This window comes from Mesorhizobium sp. PL10, assembly GCF_053714315.1.
The window spans coordinates 451,879-475,291 of record NZ_JBSKBR010000001.1; the positions used below are offsets into that span (position 1 = coordinate 451,879).

Annotated in this window: 25 protein-coding genes; 12 read left to right on the forward strand and 13 right to left on the reverse strand. The window is 63.5% G+C overall.

Annotated features, from left to right (window positions below; genetic code table 11):
• Positions 1-40 precede the first annotated feature (40 nt).
• Positions 41-247 (reverse strand): hypothetical protein, encoded by a 207-nt coding sequence (locus ACWGTO_RS02280; protein ID WP_454573239.1) that lies wholly within the window; start codon positions 245-247, stop codon positions 41-43.
• Positions 248-575: 328 nt separating this feature from the next.
• Between ACWGTO_RS02280 and ACWGTO_RS02285 the strand changes: the two genes are divergently transcribed.
• From ACWGTO_RS02285 to ACWGTO_RS02305, 5 genes are all read left to right on the forward strand, one after another.
• The gene (locus ACWGTO_RS02285) at positions 576-1,928 is read left to right on the forward strand and encodes an extracellular solute-binding protein (protein WP_454573240.1); all 1,353 of its coding nucleotides are present in this window, start codon (positions 576-578) and stop codon (positions 1,926-1,928) included.
• A gap of 119 nt (positions 1,929-2,047) precedes the next feature.
• Complete coding sequence (locus ACWGTO_RS02290; protein ID WP_454573241.1) at positions 2,048-2,932, forward strand: carbohydrate ABC transporter permease; 885 nt, start codon at positions 2,048-2,050, stop codon at positions 2,930-2,932.
• A gap of 7 nt (positions 2,933-2,939) precedes the next feature.
• Entirely contained in the window at positions 2,940-3,854 is a 915-nt protein-coding gene (locus tag ACWGTO_RS02295; RefSeq protein WP_454573242.1) for an ABC transporter permease subunit, read from the forward strand.
• A 10-nt stretch (positions 3,855-3,864) separates the two neighbouring features.
• The gene (gene ugpC / locus ACWGTO_RS02300) at positions 3,865-4,965 is read left to right on the forward strand and encodes a sn-glycerol-3-phosphate ABC transporter ATP-binding protein UgpC (RefSeq protein ID WP_454573243.1); all 1,101 of its coding nucleotides are present in this window, start codon (positions 3,865-3,867) and stop codon (positions 4,963-4,965) included.
• Between the two features lie 24 nt (positions 4,966-4,989).
• Entirely contained in the window at positions 4,990-5,802 is an 813-nt protein-coding gene (locus ACWGTO_RS02305; RefSeq protein WP_454573244.1) for a phosphodiesterase, read from the forward strand.
• Here the strand turns inward: ACWGTO_RS02305 and ACWGTO_RS02310 are convergent.
• From ACWGTO_RS02310 to ACWGTO_RS02320, 3 genes are all read right to left on the reverse strand, one after another.
• Positions 5,799-6,881: an ABC transporter ATP-binding protein gene (locus tag ACWGTO_RS02310; RefSeq protein ID WP_454573245.1), complete on the reverse strand. Its 1,083-nt coding sequence runs from the start codon at positions 6,879-6,881 to the stop codon at positions 5,799-5,801. The two genes, ACWGTO_RS02305 and ACWGTO_RS02310, sit on opposite strands and share 4 nt — an antisense overlap.
• A complete protein-coding gene (locus ACWGTO_RS02315) occupies positions 6,878-8,449 on the reverse strand; it encodes an ABC transporter permease (protein WP_454573246.1) in 1,572 nt (523 codons plus the stop codon). The genes ACWGTO_RS02310 and ACWGTO_RS02315 overlap by 4 nt, the downstream gene beginning before the upstream one ends.
• Positions 8,450-8,612: 163 nt before the next feature.
• Positions 8,613-9,620, reverse strand: coding sequence for an iron ABC transporter substrate-binding protein (locus ACWGTO_RS02320; protein WP_454573247.1), 1,008 nt, complete (start codon positions 9,618-9,620; stop codon positions 8,613-8,615).
• Positions 9,621-9,821: 201 nt separating this feature from the next.
• On the opposite strand from ACWGTO_RS02320, the gene ACWGTO_RS02325 reads away from it, so the two are divergent.
• The 3 genes from ACWGTO_RS02325 (at position 9,822) to ACWGTO_RS02335 (ending at position 13,137) form a co-directional block, all read left to right on the forward strand.
• Positions 9,822-10,358, forward strand: a complete 537-nt coding sequence (locus tag ACWGTO_RS02325; RefSeq protein ID WP_142866419.1) for a sigma-70 family RNA polymerase sigma factor — start codon at positions 9,822-9,824, stop codon at positions 10,356-10,358.
• A gap of 1 nt (position 10,359) precedes the next feature.
• Positions 10,360-10,998, forward strand: a complete 639-nt coding sequence (locus ACWGTO_RS02330; RefSeq protein ID WP_454573248.1) for an NrsF family protein — start codon at positions 10,360-10,362, stop codon at positions 10,996-10,998.
• Between the two features lie 204 nt (positions 10,999-11,202).
• Entirely contained in the window at positions 11,203-13,137 is a 1,935-nt protein-coding gene (locus ACWGTO_RS02335; protein ID WP_454573249.1) for a PAS domain S-box protein, read from the forward strand.
• Positions 13,138-13,165: 28 nt separating this feature from the next.
• Here the strand turns inward: ACWGTO_RS02335 and ACWGTO_RS02340 are convergent, their stop codons facing one another.
• From ACWGTO_RS02340 to ACWGTO_RS02370, 7 genes are all read right to left on the reverse strand, one after another.
• A complete protein-coding gene (locus ACWGTO_RS02340; protein ID WP_181061792.1) occupies positions 13,166-14,044 on the reverse strand; it encodes a 3-hydroxybutyryl-CoA dehydrogenase in 879 nt (292 codons plus the stop codon).
• A 121-nt stretch (positions 14,045-14,165) separates the two neighbouring features.
• A complete protein-coding gene (locus ACWGTO_RS02345) occupies positions 14,166-15,095 on the reverse strand; it encodes an electron transfer flavoprotein subunit alpha/FixB family protein (protein ID WP_454573250.1) in 930 nt (309 codons plus the stop codon).
• 23 nt (positions 15,096-15,118) lie between these two features.
• On the reverse strand, positions 15,119-15,868 hold the full coding sequence (locus ACWGTO_RS02350) for an electron transfer flavoprotein subunit beta/FixA family protein (protein ID WP_013892836.1): 750 nt from the start codon (positions 15,866-15,868) through the stop codon (positions 15,119-15,121).
• Positions 15,869-16,073: 205 nt separating this feature from the next.
• Entirely contained in the window at positions 16,074-16,874 is an 801-nt protein-coding gene (locus ACWGTO_RS02355) for a rhomboid family intramembrane serine protease (protein WP_454573251.1), read from the reverse strand.
• A 29-nt stretch (positions 16,875-16,903) separates the two neighbouring features.
• Complete coding sequence (locus tag ACWGTO_RS02360; RefSeq protein ID WP_454573252.1) at positions 16,904-17,485, reverse strand: cob(I)yrinic acid a,c-diamide adenosyltransferase; 582 nt, start codon at positions 17,483-17,485, stop codon at positions 16,904-16,906.
• Between the two features lie 19 nt (positions 17,486-17,504).
• Entirely contained in the window at positions 17,505-17,696 is a 192-nt protein-coding gene (locus ACWGTO_RS02365; protein ID WP_454573253.1) for a twin transmembrane helix small protein, read from the reverse strand.
• Positions 17,697-17,720: 24 nt separating this feature from the next.
• Entirely contained in the window at positions 17,721-18,587 is an 867-nt protein-coding gene (locus tag ACWGTO_RS02370) for an SDR family oxidoreductase (RefSeq protein ID WP_454573254.1), read from the reverse strand.
• A gap of 60 nt (positions 18,588-18,647) precedes the next feature.
• On the opposite strand from ACWGTO_RS02370, the gene ACWGTO_RS02375 reads away from it, so the two are divergent.
• Positions 18,648-19,496: a YihY/virulence factor BrkB family protein gene (locus tag ACWGTO_RS02375; protein ID WP_454573255.1), complete on the forward strand. Its 849-nt coding sequence runs from the start codon at positions 18,648-18,650 to the stop codon at positions 19,494-19,496.
• 63 nt (positions 19,497-19,559) lie between these two features.
• On the opposite strand, the gene ACWGTO_RS02380 is transcribed toward ACWGTO_RS02375, so the two are convergent.
• Positions 19,560-20,465: a DMT family transporter gene (locus ACWGTO_RS02380; RefSeq protein WP_454573256.1), complete on the reverse strand. Its 906-nt coding sequence runs from the start codon at positions 20,463-20,465 to the stop codon at positions 19,560-19,562.
• 134 nt (positions 20,466-20,599) lie between these two features.
• On the opposite strand from ACWGTO_RS02380, the gene ACWGTO_RS02385 reads away from it, so the two are divergent.
• On the forward strand, positions 20,600-20,977 hold the full coding sequence (locus ACWGTO_RS02385) for a hypothetical protein (protein WP_454573257.1): 378 nt from the start codon (positions 20,600-20,602) through the stop codon (positions 20,975-20,977).
• Here the strand turns inward: ACWGTO_RS02385 and gluQRS are convergent.
• Positions 20,972-21,853: a tRNA glutamyl-Q(34) synthetase GluQRS gene (gluQRS, locus tag ACWGTO_RS02390; protein WP_454573258.1), complete on the reverse strand. Its 882-nt coding sequence runs from the start codon at positions 21,851-21,853 to the stop codon at positions 20,972-20,974. The two genes, ACWGTO_RS02385 and gluQRS, sit on opposite strands and share 6 nt — an antisense overlap.
• Before the next feature lie 75 nt (positions 21,854-21,928).
• Between gluQRS and ACWGTO_RS02395 the strand changes: the two genes are divergently transcribed.
• Together ACWGTO_RS02395 and ACWGTO_RS02400 are read left to right on the forward strand one after the other, a co-directional pair.
• On the forward strand, positions 21,929-22,570 hold the full coding sequence (locus tag ACWGTO_RS02395) for a DNA-3-methyladenine glycosylase family protein (protein ID WP_454573259.1): 642 nt from the start codon (positions 21,929-21,931) through the stop codon (positions 22,568-22,570).
• A gap of 228 nt (positions 22,571-22,798) precedes the next feature.
• Complete coding sequence (locus ACWGTO_RS02400) at positions 22,799-23,356, forward strand: HNH endonuclease (protein ID WP_008874122.1); 558 nt, start codon at positions 22,799-22,801, stop codon at positions 23,354-23,356.
• Positions 23,357-23,413 lie beyond the last annotated feature (57 nt).

Consider the following 23,413-nt stretch of genomic DNA (forward strand, 5'->3'; position numbering starts at 1 on the left):
TTGTACCTCGCGGCGATCTTATCTCATACCAGGCGCACGGTCACGAGCAGCGCGCTTCGTGATCGGAGCTCGGGCAGCCATCGGCAAGCACTGTGGGCAGGACCGTAGGGGCGCTTGCCGCAAGGCCACGGGTGAAGAACCAATCGATGCGGCCGATCGGAGCTGGATCGCCGGCCTCGCGCCGCTGTGTTGGCAAATCGAGATTGTTGGCGAACTGCCAATCATAGCCGCGCGCGCCTTCGCGCATCGCCTGGCGATTGGCGGCGGGGTACGTGCGTCAATTGCGGGACCAACATTCATCTCTCCACTCAAGCCCGTCATCTGACCCGTCATCTGGAAAGACATCTTAGCCGGATAATCATTCTTGCGGGTGGTCTTTACGCCATTCCGAGGCGCCCTAGGTACCTAGGGCGCCGATATGACGGTTTCATGCCGGCGTGGCCGTCGAGGAGGAGAGACCGGCTGTCTACAAGCCCGAAAAGGCACAACAGAACTGTCACATACCTTCTCTATGAGAGCGGCAAGGGACTTGCGCAAAGCCTGATGTCATCAGCCACTCAAGAGGGATAAAATCCATGTCGATCTTCAAGCGGGGCCTTGCGGCCCTTGCCGCCGGAGCCTTCAGCATCGCGCTGGCGCAGCCGGCTGCCGCGGAGCCGGTCAAATTCGATTTCTGGTTCGGCCTGTCGGGCGACCTCGCCCGCGTTGTCGATACGCTGTGCAAGAACTTCAACGCATCGCAAGCCGACTATGAAGTCGTCTGTACCAGCCAGGGCAATTACGACGCCACGCTGCAGAACACCATCGCGGCCTTCCGCGCCGGCAAGCAGCCCGCCGTCGTGCAGGTCTACGACGTCGGCACCGCCACCATGATGCTGTCCGGCGCCTACAAGCCCGCCGACAAGCTGATGGAAGAAAACGGCTACAAGATCGACTACGCCGATTATTTCCCCGGCATCGCCCGCTACTACGCGACGTCGAAGGGCGAGATGCTCTCGTTCCCGTTCAATTCGTCGACCCCGTTGATGTACTGGAACAAGGACGCCTTCGCCAAGATCGGCAAGACCGAAGCGCCCAAGACCTGGGAAGATGTCGCCACCGACCTTCAGGCCTTGAAGGACGCCGGCTATGAGTGCCCGATGGCGATCAACATCTCGGCCAATGAAAGCTGGCAGCTGATGGAGCAGTTCTCGGCACTGCACAACCAGCCGATCGCCACCAAGAGCAACGGCTATGACGGTCTCGACGCCCGTCTTGAAGTCAACAAGACCAAGTTCGTGCAGTACGTCACCGATCTGAAGAAGTGGTATGACGCCGGCCTGATCAAGATCAAGTCCAAGGATCTCGGCCAGGATATGGTCCAGGCCTTCGCCTCCGGCACGTGCCAGGTCATCATGACCTCGGTCGGCGACCACGGCACCGTCGGCAAGACGCAGAAGGAAGGCATGAACTGGGATGTCGCCGAGCTGCCGGTCTATGCCGGCACCGAGCGCAAGAACTCGCTCGTCGGCGGCGCGTCGCTGTGGGTGCTCTCCGGCAAATCGGACGCCGAGTACAAGGGCGCCGCCGCTTTCCTGAACTTCATCCACGACCCCAAGACCGCTTTGTTCTGGTCGACCAACACCGGCTACATCCCGGTGACCAAGTCGGGCTTCGACTACCTGAAGTCCCAGGGTTTCTACGACAAGGCTCCCTACAAAGGTCGCGAAGTCGCGATCGCCAGCCTGACCGCGTCGGAGCCGACCGACATCACCCGCGGCATCCGTCTGGGCAACTTCACCCAGATCCGCGCCGAGTTCGGCACCCAGATGCAGGCCATCTTCGCCAACAAGGTCAGCGTCCAGGAAGGCCTCGACACGCTGGTCAAGAACGGCGACGCCATCCTCGACCGCTTCCAGCAGACCTATCCGGGCAAGACCCTGCCCTGATCGCCTGACTTCAGGGCCGCCCGTCGCGTCCGAGCATCATGCTAGGGTCGACGGGCGGCCATTTCGTTATTAACCTCACCTTGCTCTAAGCCAGCTGTCAGGCGGGCGTCGGCGGACCGATGGAAAAACGCGTTACCTTCAGCAGGTGGACTATCGGCATCCTTTTTGCGGTGCCGCAGCTCCTGCTGATCTTCACCTTCTTCTACTGGCCGGCTGGCCAGGCCGTGTACTGGTCACTGACGCTGCAGCAGCCCTGGGGCGGCGGCAACATCTGGGTCGGGCTCGACAATTTCCGCTCGATCCTGTCCAACGCCGACTACTGGAACTCGATCACCGCCAGCCTCATCTTTGCCGGCATCAGCACCGGGCTGGCGATGTTCATCGCGCTTGTGCTTGCGGCGCTCACCGACCGCCAGCTTGCCGGCTCGCGCCTCTACCGCGTGGTGCTGATCTGGCCCTACGGCATCGCGGCCCCCGCGCTCGCGATGGCGTTCCGCTTCATCCTGGCGCCGGAAGCCGGCTTCATGGCTGTCGTCAACCAGGTCTGGCCCGGCTTCTGGGACCCCGGCCTCGATGGCGCGGACGCGATGGCGTCGATCATCGTCGCCTTTTCATGGAAATATGTCGGCTATAACTTCATCTTCTTCCTCGCCGCGTTCCAGGCCATCCCGCGCTCGCTGATAGAGGCGGCGGCGATGGACGGCTCCGGCGTCATCAGGCGGTTCTGGGACATCCAGTTCCCGCTGATCACGCCGACCATCTTCTTCCTTTTGGTCATCAACATCACCGAAAGCTTCCAGGATTCCTTCGGCATCGTCGACATCATGACCTCGGGCGGCCCGGCCAATGCCACCAATCTGATGGTCTACAAGATCTATTCCGACGGCTTCAAAGGGCTCGATTATTCGGGCGCCGCCGCACAGAGCATCATCCTGATGCTGCTTATCGTCGTGCTGACCATTTTCCAGTTCCGCTTCATCGAGCGGCGCGTGCACTACAGGTGAGGCGGATATGGTAGAGCGCACCCCGTTCCTCAATTTTTTCACGCATGTGATCTTGTTCGTCGGCTTCGTGTTTTGCATCGCGCCGTTCGTGATCGTGGTCATCGCCGCGTCGCACAACCTCAAGGACGTCAACGACGTGCCGATGTCGCTGCTGCCCGGCAGCGACTTCTGGCTCAACATCAAAACGGCGTGGACGACAGCCGACCTCGGCCCCAAACTGTTCAACAGTTTTGTCATGGCGGCGGGCGTCGCCGCCGGCAAAGTGATCATCTCGGCGCTGACCGCCTTCTCGATCGTCTATTTCCGTTATCCCGGCCGCACCTTCATCTTCTGGCTGATCTTCGTGACGCTGATGCTGCCGCTGGAAGTACGCATCGTGCCGACCTATGCGGTCGTCGCCAACGTGCTGTCGCCTTACCAGACCATCCTCGACATTACCGGCCTGACCTGGCTGATCGAGAAGGTGTCGGGCGTCCAGGTTTCGCTCAGCCTCGGCCTGCTCAATTCCTACACCGGGCTGATCCTGCCGCTGATCGCCACCGCCACCGGCACCTTCCTCTACCGGCAGTTCTTCCTGACTGTTCCGGATGAACTGACCGAAGCCGCGCGCATGGACGGCGCCGGGCCGCTGCGCTTCTTCATCGATATCCTGTTGCCGTTGTCGCGCAACAACATGGCCGCGCTCGGCACCATCATGTTCCTGTGGGCATGGAACCAGTATCTGTGGCCGCTGCTCATCACCACCGACCAGTCTCATGCGACGGCTGTGACCGAACTCAAGCAGCTCATTCCCAACGTCGGCGGCATTCCTGAATGGAATATCGCCATGGCCGGAACGCTCATCGTCATGCTGCCGCCGCTGATCGTCGTTGTCGCCATGCAGCGCTGGTTCGTGCGCGGCCTGATCGCCACCGAAAAATAAGGAGCAACCAATGGCCTCCATCACCATTCGCGACATCACGAAGAGCTACGCCAAGATGCAGGTCGTGCATGGCGTCGATCTCGACATCGCCACGGGCGAATTCGTCGTCATCCTCGGGCCGTCGGGTTGCGGCAAGTCCACGCTGCTGCGCATGATCGCCGGGCTGGAGGACATTTCGGGCGGCACGATCGCCATCGACGGCACGGTGGTCAACAAGCTCGAACCGCGCGAGCGCGGCTGCGCCATGGTGTTCCAGAACTATGCGCTCTATCCGCATATGAGTGTTTCGCAGAACATCGGCTATTCGCTGAAAGTATCGGGCGTTCCCGCCGCCGAGCGCACCCAGCGCATCCAGGCGGTTGCGCGCACGCTGGAGCTGGAACATCTGCTCGACCGCAAGCCGATGGCGCTGTCCGGCGGCCAACGCCAGCGCGTCGCCATGGGCCGCGCCATGATCCGCGAACCGAAGGTGTTTCTGTTCGACGAACCGCTGTCCAACCTCGACGCCAAGCTGCGCGTGCAGATGCGCTCGGAAATCCGCAAGCTGCACCGCCGGCTCGCCGCCACCTCGGTGTTCGTCACCCACGACCAGGTCGAGGCGATGACCTTGGCCGACAAGCTGGTGGTGATGAATGGCGGCCGTGTCGAACAGGTCGGCACGCCGGCCGAAGTCTACAGCCGTCCGGCGAGCCGCTTCGTCGCCACCTTCGTCGGTGCGCCGGCGATGAACATGCTCGAAGGGGCAGTCACGCTTGACGGCCTGTCGCTGCTCGGCGACAGCCGCAAGCTTAGCGTTACGCGCACGGGCCTCCCTGTAGGCACCAAAGTCGCGGTCGGCATCCGGCCGGAGGCGGTGCGCCTGGTCGCGCCCGGCACGCCGGGCGCTCTGGCAGCGACCGTCGACCTGGTCGAGGAACTGGGCGCTGGACGCGTCGTCTATGTCGATCTCGACGGCGCACCGTTCTCGGTGGTGACATCGGAGGTCGTCCATCCGGTTCCGGGCAGCGCCGTCGGCCTGCAGTTCTCTGAGGCCGACCTGCATTTCTTCTCTTCCGAGACCGGCAGCCGGCTCGACGTGTTCAAGGCCTCGGTGCCGGAACCGGCGCTCTGACACTTACAGCTTACAGGTCACATCATGAAAATCATCCAGGTCACGGACGTCCATCTCGGCCGCCGCGGGGAAATCCGTTTTGGCGCGGATTTGCATGAGCGGCTCGACCGCTGCATCGAGCACATCAATGCCCGCCATGGCGATGCGGCCCTTTGTGTTTTCAGCGGTGACCTGACCGAGACGGGTGCGCCCGAAAGCTATGCCGATCTCAAATCGAGCCTGAAACGGCTTTCCCTGCCGTACCGGCTGCTGCCGGGAAATCATGACCGGCGGGCCAATCTCCTGGCGGCATTCCCCGAAAATCCGACCGACGACAATGGCTTCGTGCAGTCTGTCTTCGATACGCCGCAAGCATCGCTCGTATTCCTGGACAGCCTGGCCGAAGGCCGCGTCACCGGCGAGCTCTGCGACAAGCGGTTGGCCTGGCTCGACGCCCGGCTTGGCGAGGCGGCGGAAAAGCAGGCCTACATCTTCCTGCATCATCCGCCGGTCGAGCTCGGCCTGCCGCTGCTCGATCCGCTCGGGCTGGAACAACCGCAGCGCTTCCTCAACCTTTTGGCGCGCCACGGCAATGTCGGCCATATCTTCTTCGGCCATGTCCACCGCGACATTGCCGGCACGGTCGCCGGTATTCCGTTCACCGCGCAGCGCGGCCTGCATGCCCGCTTCATGCTCGATCTGGTCGGCGATGAGGTGGTCGAACAGGCGCCGCCGACCTACGGCATCGTTCTCATCGACGCGGCCGCGCGACGGGTGGTCGTGCACAACAACGACTTCCTTGAGACATGGCCGCTCTGGTCACCGGCGACAGGCCAGAGGGTCGGCAGGTTTAGCTAGGAAAACACATGCGCCTTGCCGGAGACGGTCAGCCGCACGATCTCGCCGACTGCCGGCGCGTCGATGCCCGGCTTGCGCAGCGTCAGTGGCGTGTTGCCTATTGCCGCGGCGTCGGGCGGATCGGGGTTGTTCAACAACCGCACCGCAATGGTGCACATCGAGCCGGCGAACTCGGATTCCGTCACCTCGGCGAAGATCGTGCCCGGCGGGCCCGACATGCCTTCGCGCGCGGTGCGTTTCACCTGGACCTGTTCCGGCCGCAGCATGATGCGGGCGATGTCGCGGCGCTCCTTCGAGTCGACGGCAATGCGGCCGAGCGAGGAAGTGGCGAAGCCGCCTGAAATCTTTGCCGGCAGGATGATGGCGTCGCCAAGGAACTCGGCGACCATGCGGTCCTTCGGCTGCAGGTAGAGTTCGCGCGGCGTGCCGATCTGCGAGAACTTTCCGTCGCGCATCACCGCGACCTGGCTGGCGAAGGACAGCGCCTCGGCCTGGTCGTGGGTGACCAGGATGGTGGTGATGCCGGCGGCTTCGAGCAGTTCGGCGACCGCCTTGCGCATCGAGGCGCGAAGCCCGGTGTCGAGCGCCGAGAACGGCTCGTCGAGCAGCATCAGCCTGGGTTTCATCGCCATGGCGCGGGCCAGCGCCACGCGCTGCTGCTGGCCGCCAGAGAGCTGGTGCGGTCGGCGTTTGAGGATCGCCTTGTCTAGTCCGACCGTGTAGGCCAGTTCGGCGATGCGCTCAGTGCGCTGCTCTTCGCCGCGGGTCATGCCGAAGCCGATATTGTCGGCGATGCTGAGATGCGGGAACAGCGCGCCGTCCTGCGCCACCAGGCCGATGCCGCGGCGGTGCGCCTGCACCGCATGGCTGCCATTGGCCAGCACTTCGCCGTCGAGCACGACGCGCCCTTGGTCCGGCGCCTCGAAGCCGGCGATCAGCCGAAGCAACGTCGTCTTGCCGCAGCCGGAGGGGCCGACGATCGCGGTGCGGCTGCCGCTGGCGACGCTGAGGTCGACGCCGGCAATTGCGGCGACCGGGCCGTATCGCTTGGTGAGGCCGCTGATTTCGAGAAAGCTCATCGTCCGGCCATCCGTTTCGACTGGACATAGAGCAGCCAGGTCAGCGGCAGCGACATCGCCACCATGATGAAGGCGTAAGGGGCGGCCGAGGCATAGTCGATCTCGCCGCTGTAGGACCAGAACGCCATGGCCAGCGTGCGCGTGCCATTGGGCGCCAGCATCTGGGTGGCGGTCAGTTCATTCATGATGCCGAGCGCGACCAGCGCCATGCCCGCCGCGGCCCCAGGCGCCGACAGGCGGATCGTCGTCGACCACAGCGCCTTCAGCGGCGGCCGACCAAGGCTCGCGGCGGCACGTTCAAGCTCGATCGGCGCCTGTGCAATCGATGCCCGAAGGCTGATCAAAGCGCGCGGCAGGAACATCAGGGCATAAGCGACCAGGATGGTGACCAGCGTCTGGTAGAGCGGCATGGCGATGCGCACGGTGATGGTGACCAGCGCCAGCGCGATGACGACGCCGGGCAGCGAGCCGACAATGTAGTTGCAGCCCTCGAGCAGCCGCTGCAGCGGCCCCGGTGCGCGGATCGAGATCCATGCCATCGGCATGGCGGCGATGGTCGCAAGCAGGGCGCCGGCGAGCGCCAGGAACAGCGTCTGGCCCAGCGCCAGGCCGATCTCGTCGAAACGCCAGACATCGGCGCCGCCGGCGGCAAGCCAGCGGCCGATGGTGACGAAGGGCACGCCGATGGCGAGCAGCGTGGTGATGGCAGGCAGAGCCAGGCAGGGCAGCGTGGCGCGCCCGAGCCTGCTGCGCTGCCGTTGGCGCGCGGCGCCCGAGCCGACGCGGGCGTAGCGCTCTTCGCCGCGCACCAGCACCTCCAGCGCGAGCAGCACGAAGCAGCATGTCACCAGCACACCGGCCAGCATGTTGGCGGCAGGGCCGTTGAAGGTCGACTGGAACTGGTCGACGATGGCGGTGGTGAACGTGTCGAAGCGGATGAAAACGTAGAGGCCATATTCGGCAAGCAGATGCAGGCCGACCAGCAGCGCGCCGCCGCAAATGGCCAGCCTGAGCTGCGGCAGCACCACACGTGCGAATACGCGCCACGGTCCGAGGCCGAGCGCTGCGGCTGCATCCTCCAAAGCAGGATCGAGCCGGCGCAGCGACGCCGCGACCGGCAGATAGAGGAACGGGAAATAAGCAAGGACCGACACCAGCAGGCCGGCCCACAGGCCGTGCAGCCCCGGCACCAAAGTAATCCAGGCATAGGAGTGCACGAAAGCGGGGATGGCAAGCGGCGCCACCGCAAGCCAGGCCCACAGCCGAGCGCCGGGCAGGTCGCTGCGCTCGGTCAGCCAAGCCAGCGCTATCGACAACACAATCGCGATTGGCACGGTGAGCGTCACCAGCAGCACGGTGTTGACCAGGAGTTCGCCGACGCGGGGCCGGAAGATCAGGGCCGAGACGGTGTCCCAGCCGGTCTGCACGGCGATCCAGATGATGAAGGCAAGCGGCAGCAGCGACAACAGCGAGACGACAATAGCGGGGAGCACGATCCCGGACATGGGCTGCCGGCGGGACCGCCTGGCTGCCGTGCTCGGGTCTGCGAGATCGACCGCAGATTGCATCAGTTCGGCCGCGCCACTGCCGCCAGGGCGAGGGCGTCCGTAGCGCCGGAGGCGCGGCCAGAAATGCAATGTGTCGTCATGGACGATGCCATCTCGAAAACAGAACGCTCCTGCGGAAAGGCCCGCAGGAGCGCAGTCGTTGCCCTTTTAGGACGAACACGGACTAAAGCAAGCCGGCTGCCGTCATCAAATCGGTCACCTTTTTGGAGTTCAATGTCGCCGGATCGACCTTCGGCGCCTGCAGATCGGCCAGCGGCACCAGCTTCGGGTTGGACGGAGCGTCCTTGCCGACTGCGTATTCGAAGGATGTGCCGGTCTTCAGCACGTCCTGGCCGCCCTTGCCGGTCACCCATTTCAGGAACGCCTGGGCTTCCTTCGGATGCTTGCTCGAGGCCAGCACGCCGCCGCCGGAAATCGAGACGAAGGCGCCGGGATCCTGGTTCTTGAAATAGTGCAGCGCGACATTCTTGCTGTTTTCGCCGGTCTTGGCCTGATCGCCGAAATAGTAATAATGGTAGATGACACCACCTTCGATCTCGCCGGCATTGACCGCCTTCATCACCGTGCCATTGCCTTTGTAGGGGGTGAAATTCTCCTTCATCGCCTTCAGCCAGTCGGCGGTTGCGGCTTCACCCTTGAGCTCAAGCAGCGCGCTGACGATGGCCTGGAAATCGGCGCCCGACGGCGAGGCGGCCCAGCGGCCTTTCCAGCTCGGATCGGCGAGATCGAGCATCGATGTGGGCAGTTGGTCGGCGGTGAGCTTGGTCTTGTTGTAGGCAAAGACGGTGCTGCGCGCCGCGACACCCACCCACTTGCCGCTGCTCGGCTGGAATTCAGCCGGGACCTGGGCCAGCGTGTCGGTGTCGACCGGCGCGAAAAGGCCCGAAGCCTCGACCAGGGTCATGGCGGGGGAGTTCTCGGTCAGGAGCACGTCGGCCGGCGAAGAAGCGCCCTCGGCGACGATCTGGTTGGAGAAATCGCTGTCGCCGCCATTGCGCAGCGTGACCTTGATGCCGGTTTCCTTGGTGAAACCTTCGACCCATTCCTTGGCCAGGCTCTCATGCTGGGCATTGTAGACGATGATGCCGGCATTCTCGGCCATCGCCGGGCCGCCAATCAAGCTCACGGCCAGCGCGGCAGCGCTGGTCAAAGTGGAGAGGGCATATCTCATGGGCGTCGTCCTCGATCTGTCTGGTCTGGTTACGCCTGCACCTACCAATACCTGATTAGCATAGTCAACATTGGCGGGCTGCTTCAATCGGTCGCCGCCCCCGCAAACTTTCGTGATTTTGCGGCACTTTGGCTTGGACATTATTTCGTTGGCCACGTAACAAATCAGCGCCGAGGCGCGAAGATCGGGGAGTGAACTCTTGTGAGCGGCAAGGATGAGGCCGAGCTTTCCCGGCTGATGCGGGCCGCGATCGCGGGAGATGAAAGGGCTTACGCCGACTTTCTGCACCGGATCGCCGCGCTTGTTCGCGGCTTTGTCAGGCGCAAGATCGTACAGGGCGGGGTCGATCCCGAGGATGTCGTGCAGGAAACGTTGCTGGCCATTCATGTGAAACGGCATACCTGGCGCCAGGACGCGCCGGTGCTGCCGTGGATCTATGCGATTGCCCGCTTCAAGCTGATCGATGCCTTTCGGCGGCGCGGACGGCGTATCGAGATCGAGATCGACGAGATCGCCGAAACTTTTGCCGAGCCGGAAGCCGAGACCGTCAGCGAACGGGACATCAACCGGGCGCTGGACGGCTTGCCGCCGGCGCAGCGTTCGGTGGTCTCGGCCATATCGGTCGATGGCCGCTCGATCGGCGAGACGGCGGCCAAGCTCGGCGTCAGCGAGACGGCGGTCAGGGTATCGCTGCATCGCGGGCTTGCCGCAATCGCCAAACGTTTCGGGCGGCAGTGACATGAGAACCGAAGATCTCATCAAGGCGCTTGACGCTGACGTGCGCAGCAAGGCGATGCCGCTGCGCTCGGCCTGGTGGATGGCGGCGGCTGCCGCTGCGGTGATCGCCGCAGTGGTCTTCTTCCTTACCATTGGTCCGCGCCCCGACATCATGATCGCAATGCACACGGTGCGGTTCCTGGCGAAATTCGTCTTTACGCTGGTGCTGGCCGCCACAGCCTTCGCTCTGATCCGGGCACTGTCGACACCGGGCGCTTCGACGGCGAGAGCCGCAGCCTGGATGCTTGCGGCGCCGCTGCTTGTGGCCGTGGCCGTGGCTCTCGAACTGTTCATGGTGCCGGAGCCGATGTGGAGCACGCGCATGGTCGGCTCCAACATGATGATCTGCATGGGCTTCATCCCGCTGATCGGCATCGGGCCGCTTGCCGTCTTTCTTTGGATGCTGCGCTATGGCGCGCCGACACGGCCGGTGCTTGCAGGCGCGGTCGCGGGCCTGCTAGCCGGGGGGCTGGCGGCGACCTTCTACGCCGCGCACTGCTTCGACGATTCGCCGCTTTTCGTCGCCACCTGGTATACGCTTGCGATCGCAGTCCTCGCCGGGCTCGGCGCGCTCGGGGGACGGTTCTTCGTGCGCTGGTAACCGGGCCGCCTGAGATCGCCGGCAATAATCACCGATCCTTAATCATGCCGGCAATTGTTTGCGGGCTAACCGTGTTGCCGATGGCTCCGGCGCAACCTTTCCTTAAAATCGATCATCCAAGATTTTCCGCAGAAATGTGTTGCGCACGGGGTGGCATGCACAGTGACGCGATGGAAACGAAAAAGCCTGCAGGCTGACAGTCACGTGGCTTTGGTGCTCGCGGCCGGCGGTTTTTGCGCCGCCGTCGTGGCGATGCTGCTGTCGCGGCTCGACGTCAGCGCCGAAGTGCTGAAGCTCTGCCTGCTGATATCGGTGCCGGTCGCCGCCGTGGCGCCGATGCTCGCCGCCCTGTTCATTTACCGGGTACTCGACGACCGCCGGCAGATCGCCGAGAGCGAGCAGCGCTTCCGTCGCGCGATGGAGGATTCGGCGATCGGCATCGCCATCGTCGGCCTCGATGGCCGTATCCACGAAACCAATCCGGCCTTCGCCGCCATGCTCGGCTACGGCAAGGCAGAGATCGAGGCGCTGACCTTCTTCCAGATCACGCATCCCGATGATGTGCAGATCGGCCGCGAGACGATGGACGGCATACGGGCGGGCACCACCAACGCCTTTCAGTTCGAAAAGCGCTACCTCAAGAAAGACGGCACCCCGGTGTGGGCGCATCTTGCCGGTTCCGTCATCCGCGACGAGAAGAGCAGCCGCCCGCTCTACCTCGTCTCGCAGATCGAGAATATCGACGCACGCAAGCAATCCGAGGCGCGCATAGCCGAAGCCGAAACGCGTTGGAATTTTGCCCTGGCCAGTGCCGGACAAGGCGTCTGGGATCTCGACATGCGCAAGGGCGGCACCACCTACTCCGCCACCTGGGTGAAGATGCTGGGCTATGCCGATGGCGAACTGGACGGCGATCCCGACCGCTGGCTGGAGATGATCCACCCCGACGACCAGGAGAAGGTGGCAGAGGCCGATCGCGCCCATCTGGAGGGCAAGACGGCGTTTTTCGAAGCCGAGTTCAGGATGCGTCACAAGGATGGCCATTGGGTCTGGATCCTCGATCGCGGCAAGACACTCGAGCGCGACAGCGAAGGCCGGCTGATCCGGGCCATAGGCAGCCTGACCGACATTACCCAGCGCAAGCAGACCGAGGAAAGCCTGATTGTGTCGGCAGCGGCGCTGGCGGACGAGAAGGAGCGGTTGAGGGTGACACTGCAGTCGATCGGCGACGCCGTCATCTGCACCGATGCGGCCAACCGCATTACCTTCATGAACCCGGTCGCCGAAAAACTGACCGGCGTTGCCGGCGCCGAGGCGCTCGGCAAGACCCTTGGCCATGTTTACTGGGCAGTGGACGAGGAAACCGGGCAACGAATCGGCATGACGCGGCCGGCGCTCGGCGTCGCCAGCCCCGCCGATCAGAACAGCCGCGCCGTCCTTATCCGCCGCGACGACACGCGCTGCAGCATTCGCCAGGTGGTGTCGCCGATCATGAACGAACGCCAGGAGTTCTGCGGCCTCGTCATCGTCTTCCAGGATTTCACCGATGCGCGCGCCTTGCAGCGCCAGCTGGCCTACGCCGCCGCGCATGACGCGCTCACCGGCCTCGCAAACCGTTCAAGCTTTATCCGCACCATGGAAGAGCTGGTCGACCAGAGTCGCAAGGCCGGCGCGGCAAGACCTGCGGGCGAGCATCATTTCATGTTCATCGACCTCGACCATTTCAAGCTGGTCAACGACACTGGCGGCCATGCCGCGGGTGATGCCCTGCTGAAGCGGGTTGCCGACGCCATTCGCGGCGCGCTTGGGCCGGAGGATATCGTCGCCCGGCTCGGGGGCGACGAATTCGCGGTCATCCTCAAATCCGGATCGAGCCCCGGCGCCAGGATTGCCGCGCGCTCGATCATCGACGCCATCCGCAGCCTGCAGTTCACCTGGGACGGCCGGCCGCATGCGATCGATGCCAGCATCGGTTTGGCGCCGATCCGTGCCGGTAGCGGTGAAGTCGACGAGATCATCGCCCGTGCCGATGCCGCCTGCTATGCGGCCAAGGCCGCCGGCCGCGGCTGTGTTTCCGTGGCAGCTGAAGGCAATGGGTCAAAGGACCGGGCCGGGCCGCGGCTCGCGGCGGCGTCCTGAGGGCAGCGCTGGCTCTTCGTTCTGGTGGTTAGCGCGTCGGAACCGGGTGTTCGCCGCGATAGTCGTAGAAGCCGCGTCCGGTCTTGCGGCCGAGCCAGCCGGCTTCGACATATTTCACCAGCAGCGGGCAGGGGCGATACTTCGAGTCCGACAGGCCGTCATGCAGCACCTGCATGATCGACAGGCAGGTGTCGAGGCCGATGAAATCGGCCAGCTGCAGCGGTCCCATCGGATGGTTGGCGCCGAGCTTCATGGCGGTGTCGATGGCGTCGACCGAGCCGACACCCTCGTAGAGCGTGTAGATGGCCTCATTGATCATCGGCAACAGGATGCGGTTGACGATGAAGGCGGGGAAATCCTCCGAGACGGTGATCGTCTTGTCGAGTTGCTTCACATAGGCCTTGGCGGCCTCGAAGGTCTGGTCTTCGGTGGCGATACCGCGCACCAGTTCGACCAGCTTCATCAGCGGAACCGGGTTCATGAAATGTATGCCGATGAACCGCTCGGGACGGTCGGTCTGCGCGGCCAGCCGGGTGATCGAGATGGAAGAGGTGTTGGTCGCCAGGATCGCTTCGGGGTTTAGCTGCGGACAGAGCTGGGCGTAGATCTTGCGCTTGACCGTCTCGTCCTCGGTCGCCGCTTCGATCACCAGATCGGCACCAGCGAGATCGGCCATGGCGGGAGCCGCCGAAATGCGCGCCATCGCATCGTTGCGCAGCTTTTCGTCAAGCTTGCCGGAGCCGACCTGGCGGGCCATGTTGCCGCTGACGGTGGCGATGCCCTTTTCGATTCGGTCGGGAGAGACATCGTAGATCAGTACCTTGTAGCCCGAAAGCGCCGACACGTGGGCGATGCCGCCGCCCATCTGGCCCGCGCCGATGATGCCGATCGTCTCGATCTTGGCCATTTACTGCGATCCCGTCGAAAAAGGCCTTTGCGGCCTGCTTTTTGTGCAGTGCAAACTAAAAGGGTGGGGCAGCTTCGTCTACCCCACCCCTTTACAATTTAATACGCTTTGGCAGAGAGCGTCAAAGCGCCTTTTGCAGCTCTGGCAGGATGACGAAAAGGTCGCCGACCAGGCCGTAATCGGCAACCTGGAAGATAGGCGCCTCCTCGTCCTTATTGATGGCGACGATGACCTTCGAATCCTTCATGCCGGCAAGGTGCTGGATGGCGCCGGAGATGCCGACCGCGATGTAGAGATCGGGAGCCACGACCTTGCCGGTCTGGCCGACCTGCCAGTCGTTGGGCGCATAGCCGGCATCGACCGCGGCACGGGACGCGCCGACGGCGGCGCCGAGCTTGTCTGCGACGGGCAGGATGACTTCCTGGAATTTCTCCGAGGAACCGAGCGCACGGCCGCCCGAGATGATGATCTTGGCCGAGGTCAGTTCCGGACGGTCGTTCTCGGAAAGCTTGTTCTCGACGAAGGAGGAGAGGCCGGGATTGGCCGCCGCCTTGACGGTCTCGACCGTGGCCGAGCCGCCCTCGGGCACCGCCTGGAAGGAGGCGGTGCGCACGGTGATAACCTTCTTGGGGTCGGTCGACTGCACCGTCTGGATGGCGTTGCCGGCATAGATCGGGCGCTTGAAGGTGTCTGATGACACCACTTCGATGATTTCAGACACCTGCGCGACATCGAGCAATGCCGCCACGCGCGGGGCGACATTCTTGCCCGACGAGGTCGCCGGGGCGACGACGGTGTCGTAGGCGCCGGCCAATGAGACAACGAGTGCCGCCGTCGGTTCGGCGAGGCGCTCGGCCAGCTCGTCGGCCTCGGCGAGCAGCACCTTGATGACACCCTTCAGCTTGGCGGCAGCGTCGGCAGCGCCCTTGGCGCCCTTGCCGGCAACCAGTACATGCACGTCCGAGCCGATCTGCAGGGCCGCCGAGAGCGCCTTGGCGGTCTGGTCGGAAAGGGTTGCGTTGTCGTGTTCTGCGATGAGGAGAATGGTCATTTTTCTGTTCCTTTCCCGATCGCTTACAAAACGCCGGCTTCGTTCTTGAGCTTGTCGACCAGTTCGGCGACGCTCTTGACCTTGACGCCCGCCTTGCGGCCGCTGGGCTCCTCGGTCTTGATCACCTTCAGGCGCGGCTTGACGTCGGCGCCGTAATCGGCCGGGCTCTTTTCGTCGAGCGGCTTCTTCTTGGCCTTCATGATGTTGGGCAGCGAGGCGTAGCGCGGCTGGTTGAGGCGAAGGTCGGCGGTGACGATCGCCGGCATTTTCAGTTCCACCGTCTGCAGGCCGCCATCGACTTCGCGCGTTACCTTGGCCTTGTCGCCGTCGAGCACCACCTTGGAGGCGAAGGTGCCTTGCGCCCAGCCGAGCAGGGCGGCCAGCATCTGGCCGGTCTGATTGGAATCGTCATCGATCGCCTGCTTGCCGAGGATGACGAGGCCGGGCTGTTCCGCCTCGACGACGCCCTTCAGCACCTTGGCGACGCCGAGCGGCTCGGTCTGTTCGTCGGTCTTGACCAGGATGGCGCGGTCGGCGCCCATGGCGAGCGCGGTGCGCAGGGTTTCCTGCGCCTGCTGCGGGCCGATCGAAACGACGATGATCTCTTCGGCCTTGCCGGCTTCCTTAAGCCGGATCGCCTCTTCCACCGCGATCTCGTCGAACGGGTTCATCGCCATCTTGACGTTGGCGAGTTCGACCGCCGAACCATCAGCCTTAACGCGAACCTTGACGTTCGCATCCACAACCCGCTTCACGGGCACAAGGATCTTCATTTGCCTGTCACCTCTCCTGAGATATTCGGGCGCGCTATAGCAGCGTGCGCCACTGCAGAGTTGTCGAAAGCCGACATTCCTGACTGAATTCCGGCCAAACGGAATTCTGGCCGGACGGAATTCTGATCATCTGCCGCCTAACGGTGGCGCCCTCCGTAGTTGCGGTGACCTTGCGCGTCAATACATGTGCGCCACTCAAATCGGTTCAGTCCTGACCGGAAGCGCCACCGCGGCCCCAGCGCGTCGCCGGTTGCGTGGGCGCGGGATCGGCTGGCGACGGCCCGGTGGAAACGGCCGGCTGATCGGCGGGCTCCGGTTCGCCGTCATCGCCGGCAAGTAGAGGCACGCCGCGGCTGCGCATAATGAGCACCAGCACGCCGCCGGCGATGATGCCGCCAATATGGCAGGCCCAGGATATCTGGTTTTCGCCGCCGGCGGCAAACATCACCATCTGGAAGCCGATCCACAGGATCAGCGGAATGAAGGCCGGGATGCGCAGCGGAATGCGGGCAAAGACCAGCACCCACACCTTCACCCGAGGATAAAGGACCAGATAGGCGGCGACGACCCCGGCGATGGCGCCGGAGGCGCCGATCAGCGGCACTTGCGAATCCCAGGCGACGAGCCCCTGGAAAGCGGCTCCGGCGATGGCGCAAAGCAGGTAGAAGATGAGATAGCGGATGTGGCCGAGCGCGTCCTCGACATTGTCGCCGAACACCCACAGGAACAGCATGTTGCCGCCGAGATGGAAGATATCGGCATGCAGGAAGGCATAAGTGAGGTAGCTCAGGCTCTCCGGAATGACGACGAATTCAGGTGAGAGCTCTGCCGTGTTGTGGACAACCGAAGGAATGAAACCGAGACCGAGCACGGCTGCGTTGTTGAAATTTTCGCCACCGATCGTGGTGATGAGAAAGACCAGCGCATTGGCCACGATCAGGCAGATCGTCACATATTGCAGCCTTATGTGGCGCAACCTGTTGGTGTCGTACAGCGGGATGAACATGCCCCAAGCCCTCGTCCGCTTTCGAGAATTCAGCGGTTCTTGCCGGGCACCCATAACACGTCGGCATTTCCGTTGTCATTGACCGCACGGGCGGCCACGAACAGAAAGTCCGAGACGCGGTTGATGTATTTCAACCCCTCGCGATTGACGTGCTCAGCCGGGTTCTGCGCCAGTGACACCATGATACGCTCGGCCCGTCGCGCCACGGTTCGGGCGAGATGCAAAGCGGCGGCCGCCGGCGTACCGCCGTTGAGCACGAAGGATTTCAGTGGCTTAAGCTCCTTGTTGAGGAGGTCGATGTCTTTTTCGACGCGGTCGGTCTGCGAGGCGATGATGCGCAGCGGCTCGTAGCCGAGCGGCTTGCCGTCATCGGGAACGGCGAGATCGGCGCCGAGATCGAACAGGTCGTTCTGGATGCGGGACAGCATGGCGTCGATGGCCGGATGGCTAGCCGCCGTGTGCAGGCGGGCGATGCCAATGCAGGCATTGGCTTCGTCGACCGTGCCATAGGCATCGACGCGCAGGTCGGATTTCAGCCTGCGCTCACCGGTGCCGAGGCCGGTGGTGCCGTCGTCGCCGGTGCGGGTGTAGATCTTGTTGAGCTTGACCACGCTCTGCCCCCCATTGCCGTCACTTGCGGGTGAAATACACCACCAGAAGGATCAGCGCCAAGGCCAGGGCCTGCAGCAGCACGCGCGCCTGCATCAGCTTGTTCGATGTCACGCTGGAGCCGCCGCGCATCATGTTGATGAGGCCGCGTATAAGCACAATCAGCACGGCTGCCATGGCGAGAGCGACGAGAATTTTCAAGCTAGTTGCCATGGTCTGTTCCCAGTTCTGTTGCGGTCAGGCGCGTCTGGCCAGAACGCGGTAGAGCATCGATGCCGGCAGGATGCGCTTGAGCACCATGCCGACCTTAGCCGGCACTGTTACCACATAGTGCGGGCGCGGGCGCCGCGACAGAAGTGCATGGCGCAAAGCCGCATAGACCACCTCGGGCCCTGGTTTCAGCCGCGATGAGCTACCGCCGGCCCTGAGCCGCGCCAGTTGCGCGGCATAGGCGACGTGGTGGACAGAATTCTCGTGGTCGATGTTTTTTAAAAACCAGAACAGCCCGTTGCTGGCGATTTTCGACGTCACTGGCCCCGGCTCGATCAGCGAAACGTGGATCCCGCTGCCCTGCATCTCCTGCTGCATACACAGCATGAGACCCTCCAGCGCGTGCTTGGAAGCTGAATAGGCGCCGCGAAAGCGTACCGGCGCCAGGCCGAGGATCGAGGAGCAATGGACCAGGCGACCGTGCCCCTGGCGGCGCATCACCGGCACGATGCGCTGGGTGAGGTCGTGCCAGCCGAAGAAATTGGCCTCGAACTGCTCCCGCAAAGCCGCAACCGGCAAGTCTTCGACGGCGCCGGGCTGGGCGTGGGCGCCGTTGTTGAATAGGGCGTCGAGGCGTCCGCCCGTACGCTCCAGCACCGATGCCGCAAGGGCTGCGATGGAGTCCGGCTCGCGGTAGTCAAGGTAAAACGCCTCGATGCCGTCGGCCTCGAGCATGGCGATGTCTTTAGGCTTGCGCGCTGTTGCGAACACGCGCCAGCCATCGGCCTTCAGCGCCCGGGCGCAATAGGCGCCGATTCCGGACGAGGCGCCGGTGACGATGATGGTGCGCAACTCTTTCGCCGGCGGGATCATGGTTTGAGCAAGGGTTGCCATTTGCCACAATCCCTTCCCATATTCGCGGCGTCGAGACAATCGAAGGGAACGCGGCTCTTGATGCGGAATATCGTCGTGCTGCGCCGCGTGCTCTATGACGCGCTCGGCCATTTCAACACCGACGACGGCTGGGCTATGGCCAGCCATCTGGCGATCACTTCGCTGATGGCGCTGTTTCCGTTCCTGATCTTTGCCACCACACTGGCGAGTTTCCTCGGCGCGCAGGCGTTCGCCGATACCGCCGTGCATCTGGTGTTCGACACCTGGCCCGAGCAGATCGCCAAGCCGATCGCACGCGAAGTGCTCAACGTGCTGACCGTGCGGCGCACCGACCTTTTGACCTATGGCGTGTTGCTGGCCGCCTATTTCGCCTCCAACGGCATCGAGGCGCTGCGCACCTCGCTCAACCGCGCCTACCGGGTCGCCGAGACGCGCGGCATTATCTACCGGCGGGTGCAGAGCATTTTCTTCGTGTTGATCGCCACGGCAGGGTTCCTGGCGATCAGCCTGCTGCTGGTCTTTGCGCCCTTGCTAGCGCGGCTGGCGGAAGCCCATTTCGAGTGGATCAAACCCTATACCGGCACGATCACGCTGTGGCGCTACGTCATCGCCTCAGCGGTCATCATCGGCGGGTTGTTTGCTGTGCATTACTGGCTGCCGGCGGGCAAGCGCCGCTTCGTCTCACTGGTGCCTGGCATCGGTTTCACCCTGGCCGCATGGCTTATCGGCTCGACGATGTTTGCAACCTACCTCGACCATTTCTCGTCCTATGTGACGACCTATGCGGGGCTGGCCTCGATCATGATCGCAGTGGTTTTCCTCTATATGCTGTCGGCGATCTTCATCCTTGGCGGCGAGCTCAACGCCGCGATCAGCCGCTTTCTCGAAGCGCGCGCCCGGGTCGGATGAGTCGATCCCGGCCGGATTGAGGAACTGGAGAACTGGAGAAGGAGCACACAGCGCCAGATTTCCTCAGGTTCCCCAGTTCTTCAATTCCTCAGTTCTCCCCTTGGCGGGCCGAGTCGTGGCCAGGCCAACGCCGAACGTCGCGATCGCCATGCCGACAATCTGTACAAGGCTGAGCTGTTCGCCGAACAGCGCCCAGGCGATAACAGCGGTGACGGCCGGCACCAGGTAGAACAGCGAGGCGACTTTCGACATCTCGCCGTCACGGATCATCACCATCAACAGGAAGATGGCGCCGATCGACAGCACCAGCACCAGCCAGGCCATGGCAAAGATCAGCTCACCATTGATGATGACCGTGTGTGTTTCGAAGGCGAGCGAAGCCAGGATCATCAGGGCACCGCCGCCGATATACTGCCACATCGTCGCCGCCACCAGGTCGCCGCCCGAGGCATAGCGCTTCTGCCAGATGGTGCCGGCGCTCATGCCCAGCACCGAGACCAGCGAAGCGGTCAGCGTTTCCGGCGTAACGCCGCCGCCGAGCGCGCCGAGCTTCGGCCACAGCACAATGACGACGCCTACGAGTCCGACAGCGAGGCCGGCCCAGTGGCGTGGCAGGATGGCCTCGCCGAGGAACTTGCCGGCAAGCACAGCGGTGATCAGCGGCTGCAGCCCGACGATCAGCGCCGAAAGCCCGGCCGGCATGCCCCTGTGGATCGCCCAGAACACCGCGCCGAGATAGACGCCATGCATAAGGATGCCGGCGACGGTGGCGTGAAGCGCTTCGGCCCTTGTGGCTCGCTTCGAGCCAAGCACGAGCATCAGGCCGGCGAGCAGCAAGGCGGCGATGACAAAGCGCACCGCCAGGAAAGTGAAGGGTTCCGCCCAGGGCATGGCATAGCGCGCGCCGATGAAGCCGGTCGCCCACAGGACGACGAACGAGGCGGGGATGAACCGCTTGAGACTGTGCATTTTGGGGGAAGCCGTTTCGCGTCCGGGGGGAGGCCCGATTGGGTGAAGAGTCAACTACGGCAATTGCTCTAATGCGGTTCAATCCGGCAAGCAAAGCGAAACAATTGATCCATAAGCTTGTTGGAATGTAATGGGTGGCCGAACTCAAAGGGCGTCGTCGGGGGCAATCGACTTCTGTCGATCGATCCGGCGACACCGCGTTTCGGCTTCGAGGGGGAGCGCGCATGCTGTTGCATCTCGACACAAGCTGGCTGTTGATGACGGTTGCGAGCGTGGCCGTGTTCGGCTTCTTCTTCGGCTCGGCGCTCGACGCCATCATGCAGGAGGACGGCTTTGGCTCGACCGGCAACACGCTGCTGTTCACGCTTGGCTTTTTCGTCGCGATCATGGTCGCGAACGAGCATGGCATCGTCCTTAGAGATCTGAAGCTCGCGGTTGCCTGGGGACTGGGCGGTGCCTTCGCGTTTATCGGCGCGTTGGCGCTGCTCAAGGCGGGGCTGGCACGGTTATAGCCAGAGACCGACGAGCTGCCTGATATCGTCCGGCGAAGCGCCGGACTGCCTGAGCGCGGCAAGGCCGGTGTCGCCAAAACTCTTCGACAGTTTACGCCCGTCCGATCCGAGCACGAGACGGTGATGGAAATAGTCCGGCCGGTCGAGGCCGAACAGTTCCTGCAGCAAGCGCTGGATGCCGGTCGCGGAATACAGATCCTGGCCGCGTACGACATGGCTGACGCCTTGCAGCGCGTCGTCGACGACGACGGCCAGGTGATAGCTGGTCGGGATGTCGCGACGCGCGAGAATGACGTCGCCCCAGTCCTGCGGCCGCGCCTCTATGGTTCGCGTCGCCGATAACGTCTCGTCGGTGAATTCGCGCCAGGACAAATCCGTGCCGACGCGCGCCCGTGCCGCTTCGACGTCGAGGCGCCAGGCGAAGGGCGCATTGTCGGCGATCCGGCGGTTACGTTCGCTGATCGGCAGCGCCTTGTCGGCGGCGGGATAGAGCGGCACGCCGTCGGGGTCGCGCGGCCAGTCGCGGCCGCGCTTTTCACTGTCGGCGATGAAGGCCCTGATCTCGCCACGGCTCATGAAGGCGGGGTAGACGAGTTCCTCGCGGATCAACCGGTCGAGCACGGCCTGATAGTCGGCGAAGTGCTCGGCCTGACGGCGCACCGGTCGTTCCCATTCGAGGCCTAGCCATTCGAGATCACGAAAAATGCCGGCCTCGAATTCCGGCGTGCAGCGGATCGTGTCGATGTCCTCGATGCGTAGCAACAGGCGGCCGCCGGCGGCCTTTGCCAGCTTTTGGTTGAGCAGCGCCGAATAGGCATGGCCGAGGTGCAGTTCGCCATTCGGGCTCGGCGCGAAGCGGAATGTCAGGAGCGTCATCTCTGAGGCGGCAATCCGGTTGTGCAACGGTTTTGCCAATTGCTACTTTGCTGCTCATCGGCGGACAAGGATACCATGCAACGCATCGCGACACTGGACGACATTGCGCGGGGGCTGGATGCGCTCTGCACAATCGACCCGCGCCTGGAAAAGGTGCGCGGCATGGCCGGCGAGGTGCCGTTGCGGCTGTCGGAGCCGGGGTTTCGTAGCCTTGCCTCGATCATCGTCTCGCAGCAGGTCTCCCGCGCCAGCGCTGATGCCATTTTCGGCCGGCTGGTGAAGCTGGTCGACCCGTTGACGCCGCAGGCCATCCTTGCCGCCGGCGAGGACACGTTTCGCGAGGCCGGGCTGTCGCGGCCAAAGCAGCGCGGCCTGATCGCGATTGCCCAGGCCGTGGCCGACGGGCTTGACCTGCATCACCTCTGTTCGCTCGACGCCGAAGAGGCGATCGCGGCCATGACAGCGGTACCCGGCATCGGTCCGTGGACGGCTGAAGTCTATCTTCTGTTCGCCGCCGGCCACCCCGATATTTTTCCCGCGCGCGACGTCGCGCTGCAGAGCGCGGTTGGCCATGCGCTTGGCATCGAGCCGCGTCCGCCGGAGAAAACACTCATCGCTCTGGCCGAATCATGGAGCCCGTGGCGAGGTGTCGCATCGCGGCTTTTCTGGTCCTATTATCGCGAAACCAGGGGCAGGGACGCCGCGCCACCGGCCTGAAACCGCAAAAAAGCATGAAAATCCTGCATTTTTGCCGCTTTTGGCGAGCGACAATCCGCTTCACATCCCTGTCATGTCGGGCTTACAGTATCCGCGCCGATCGGTTACCGCGCCGCGCATCCAGTGGATGCGCAAAGGACGCGGTAGAGCTTTTGAAGTTGCACATGATCCTTTCCGAAAATCGAACTCGATTTTCGGGGTCATGTGCGAAACGAGGAGGTCAACAAGGTGACGGTTGCCGTATCTCCGGATGGGCTTCCTGCGCTGGTGCTGAATGCGGATTATCGTCCGCTCAGCTATTACCCCTTGTCGCTCTGGTCCTGGCAAGACGCCATCAAGGCGGTGTTCCTCGATCGGGTCAACATTGTCGCCGAATACGAGCATGCGGTGTCTTCGCCGACCTTCTCGATGAAGCTGCCCAGCGTCGTCAGCCTGAAGGCTTATGTGAAGCCGTCGAGGCATCCAGCCTTCACCCGCTTCAACGTCTTCCTGCGCGACCGCTTCCAGTGCCAGTATTGCGGCACGCCCGAGGATCTGACCTTCGATCACGTCATCCCGCGCCATCGCGGCGGGGCGACGACATGGGAGAATGTCGTTGCCGCCTGTTCGCCCTGCAATCTCAGGAAGGGTGGCATGATGCCGGCGCACGCCAAGATGTGGCCGCTGCAAAAGCCCTATCAGCCGACCGTGCACGATCTGCACAACAATGGCCGGCTGTTCCCGCCCAACCATCTGCATGAAAGCTGGATGGATTATCTATACTGGGATGTCGAACTCGAACCCTGAGATCGTTCGAGAATTCGGGAGGCCCGTCGTCTGGAGCAATTGTCTGCGCTTCCGATG

Coding starts and splice junctions, on each gene's coding strand:
- ACWGTO_RS02280 (WP_454573239.1), bottom strand. CDS start 247: ATGCGCGAAGGCGCGCGCGGCTATGATTGGCAGTTCGCCAACAATCTC.
- ACWGTO_RS02285 (WP_454573240.1), top strand. CDS start 576: ATGTCGATCTTCAAGCGGGGCCTTGCGGCCCTTGCCGCCGGAGCCTTC.
- ACWGTO_RS02290 (WP_454573241.1), top strand. CDS start 2,048: ATGGAAAAACGCGTTACCTTCAGCAGGTGGACTATCGGCATCCTTTTT.
- ACWGTO_RS02295 (WP_454573242.1), top strand. CDS start 2,940: ATGGTAGAGCGCACCCCGTTCCTCAATTTTTTCACGCATGTGATCTTG.
- ugpC (WP_454573243.1), top strand. CDS start 3,865: ATGGCCTCCATCACCATTCGCGACATCACGAAGAGCTACGCCAAGATG.
- ACWGTO_RS02305 (WP_454573244.1), top strand. CDS start 4,990: ATGAAAATCATCCAGGTCACGGACGTCCATCTCGGCCGCCGCGGGGAA.
- ACWGTO_RS02310 (WP_454573245.1), bottom strand. CDS start 6,881: ATGAGCTTTCTCGAAATCAGCGGCCTCACCAAGCGATACGGCCCGGTC.
- ACWGTO_RS02315 (WP_454573246.1), bottom strand. CDS start 8,449: ATGCAATCTGCGGTCGATCTCGCAGACCCGAGCACGGCAGCCAGGCGG.
- ACWGTO_RS02320 (WP_454573247.1), bottom strand. CDS start 9,620: ATGAGATATGCCCTCTCCACTTTGACCAGCGCTGCCGCGCTGGCCGTG.
- ACWGTO_RS02330 (WP_454573248.1), top strand. CDS start 10,360: ATGAGAACCGAAGATCTCATCAAGGCGCTTGACGCTGACGTGCGCAGC.
- ACWGTO_RS02340 (WP_181061792.1), bottom strand. CDS start 14,044: ATGGCCAAGATCGAGACGATCGGCATCATCGGCGCGGGCCAGATGGGC.
- ACWGTO_RS02345 (WP_454573250.1), bottom strand. CDS start 15,095: ATGACCATTCTCCTCATCGCAGAACACGACAACGCAACCCTTTCCGAC.
- ACWGTO_RS02350 (WP_013892836.1), bottom strand. CDS start 15,868: ATGAAGATCCTTGTGCCCGTGAAGCGGGTTGTGGATGCGAACGTCAAG.
- ACWGTO_RS02355 (WP_454573251.1), bottom strand. CDS start 16,874: ATGTTCATCCCGCTGTACGACACCAACAGGTTGCGCCACATAAGGCTG.
- ACWGTO_RS02365 (WP_454573253.1), bottom strand. CDS start 17,696: ATGGCAACTAGCTTGAAAATTCTCGTCGCTCTCGCCATGGCAGCCGTG.
- ACWGTO_RS02370 (WP_454573254.1), bottom strand. CDS start 18,587: ATGGCAACCCTTGCTCAAACCATGATCCCGCCGGCGAAAGAGTTGCGC.
- ACWGTO_RS02375 (WP_454573255.1), top strand. CDS start 18,648: ATGCGGAATATCGTCGTGCTGCGCCGCGTGCTCTATGACGCGCTCGGC.
- ACWGTO_RS02380 (WP_454573256.1), bottom strand. CDS start 20,465: ATGCACAGTCTCAAGCGGTTCATCCCCGCCTCGTTCGTCGTCCTGTGG.
- gluQRS (WP_454573258.1), bottom strand. CDS start 21,853: ATGACGCTCCTGACATTCCGCTTCGCGCCGAGCCCGAATGGCGAACTG.
- ACWGTO_RS02395 (WP_454573259.1), top strand. CDS start 21,929: ATGCAACGCATCGCGACACTGGACGACATTGCGCGGGGGCTGGATGCG.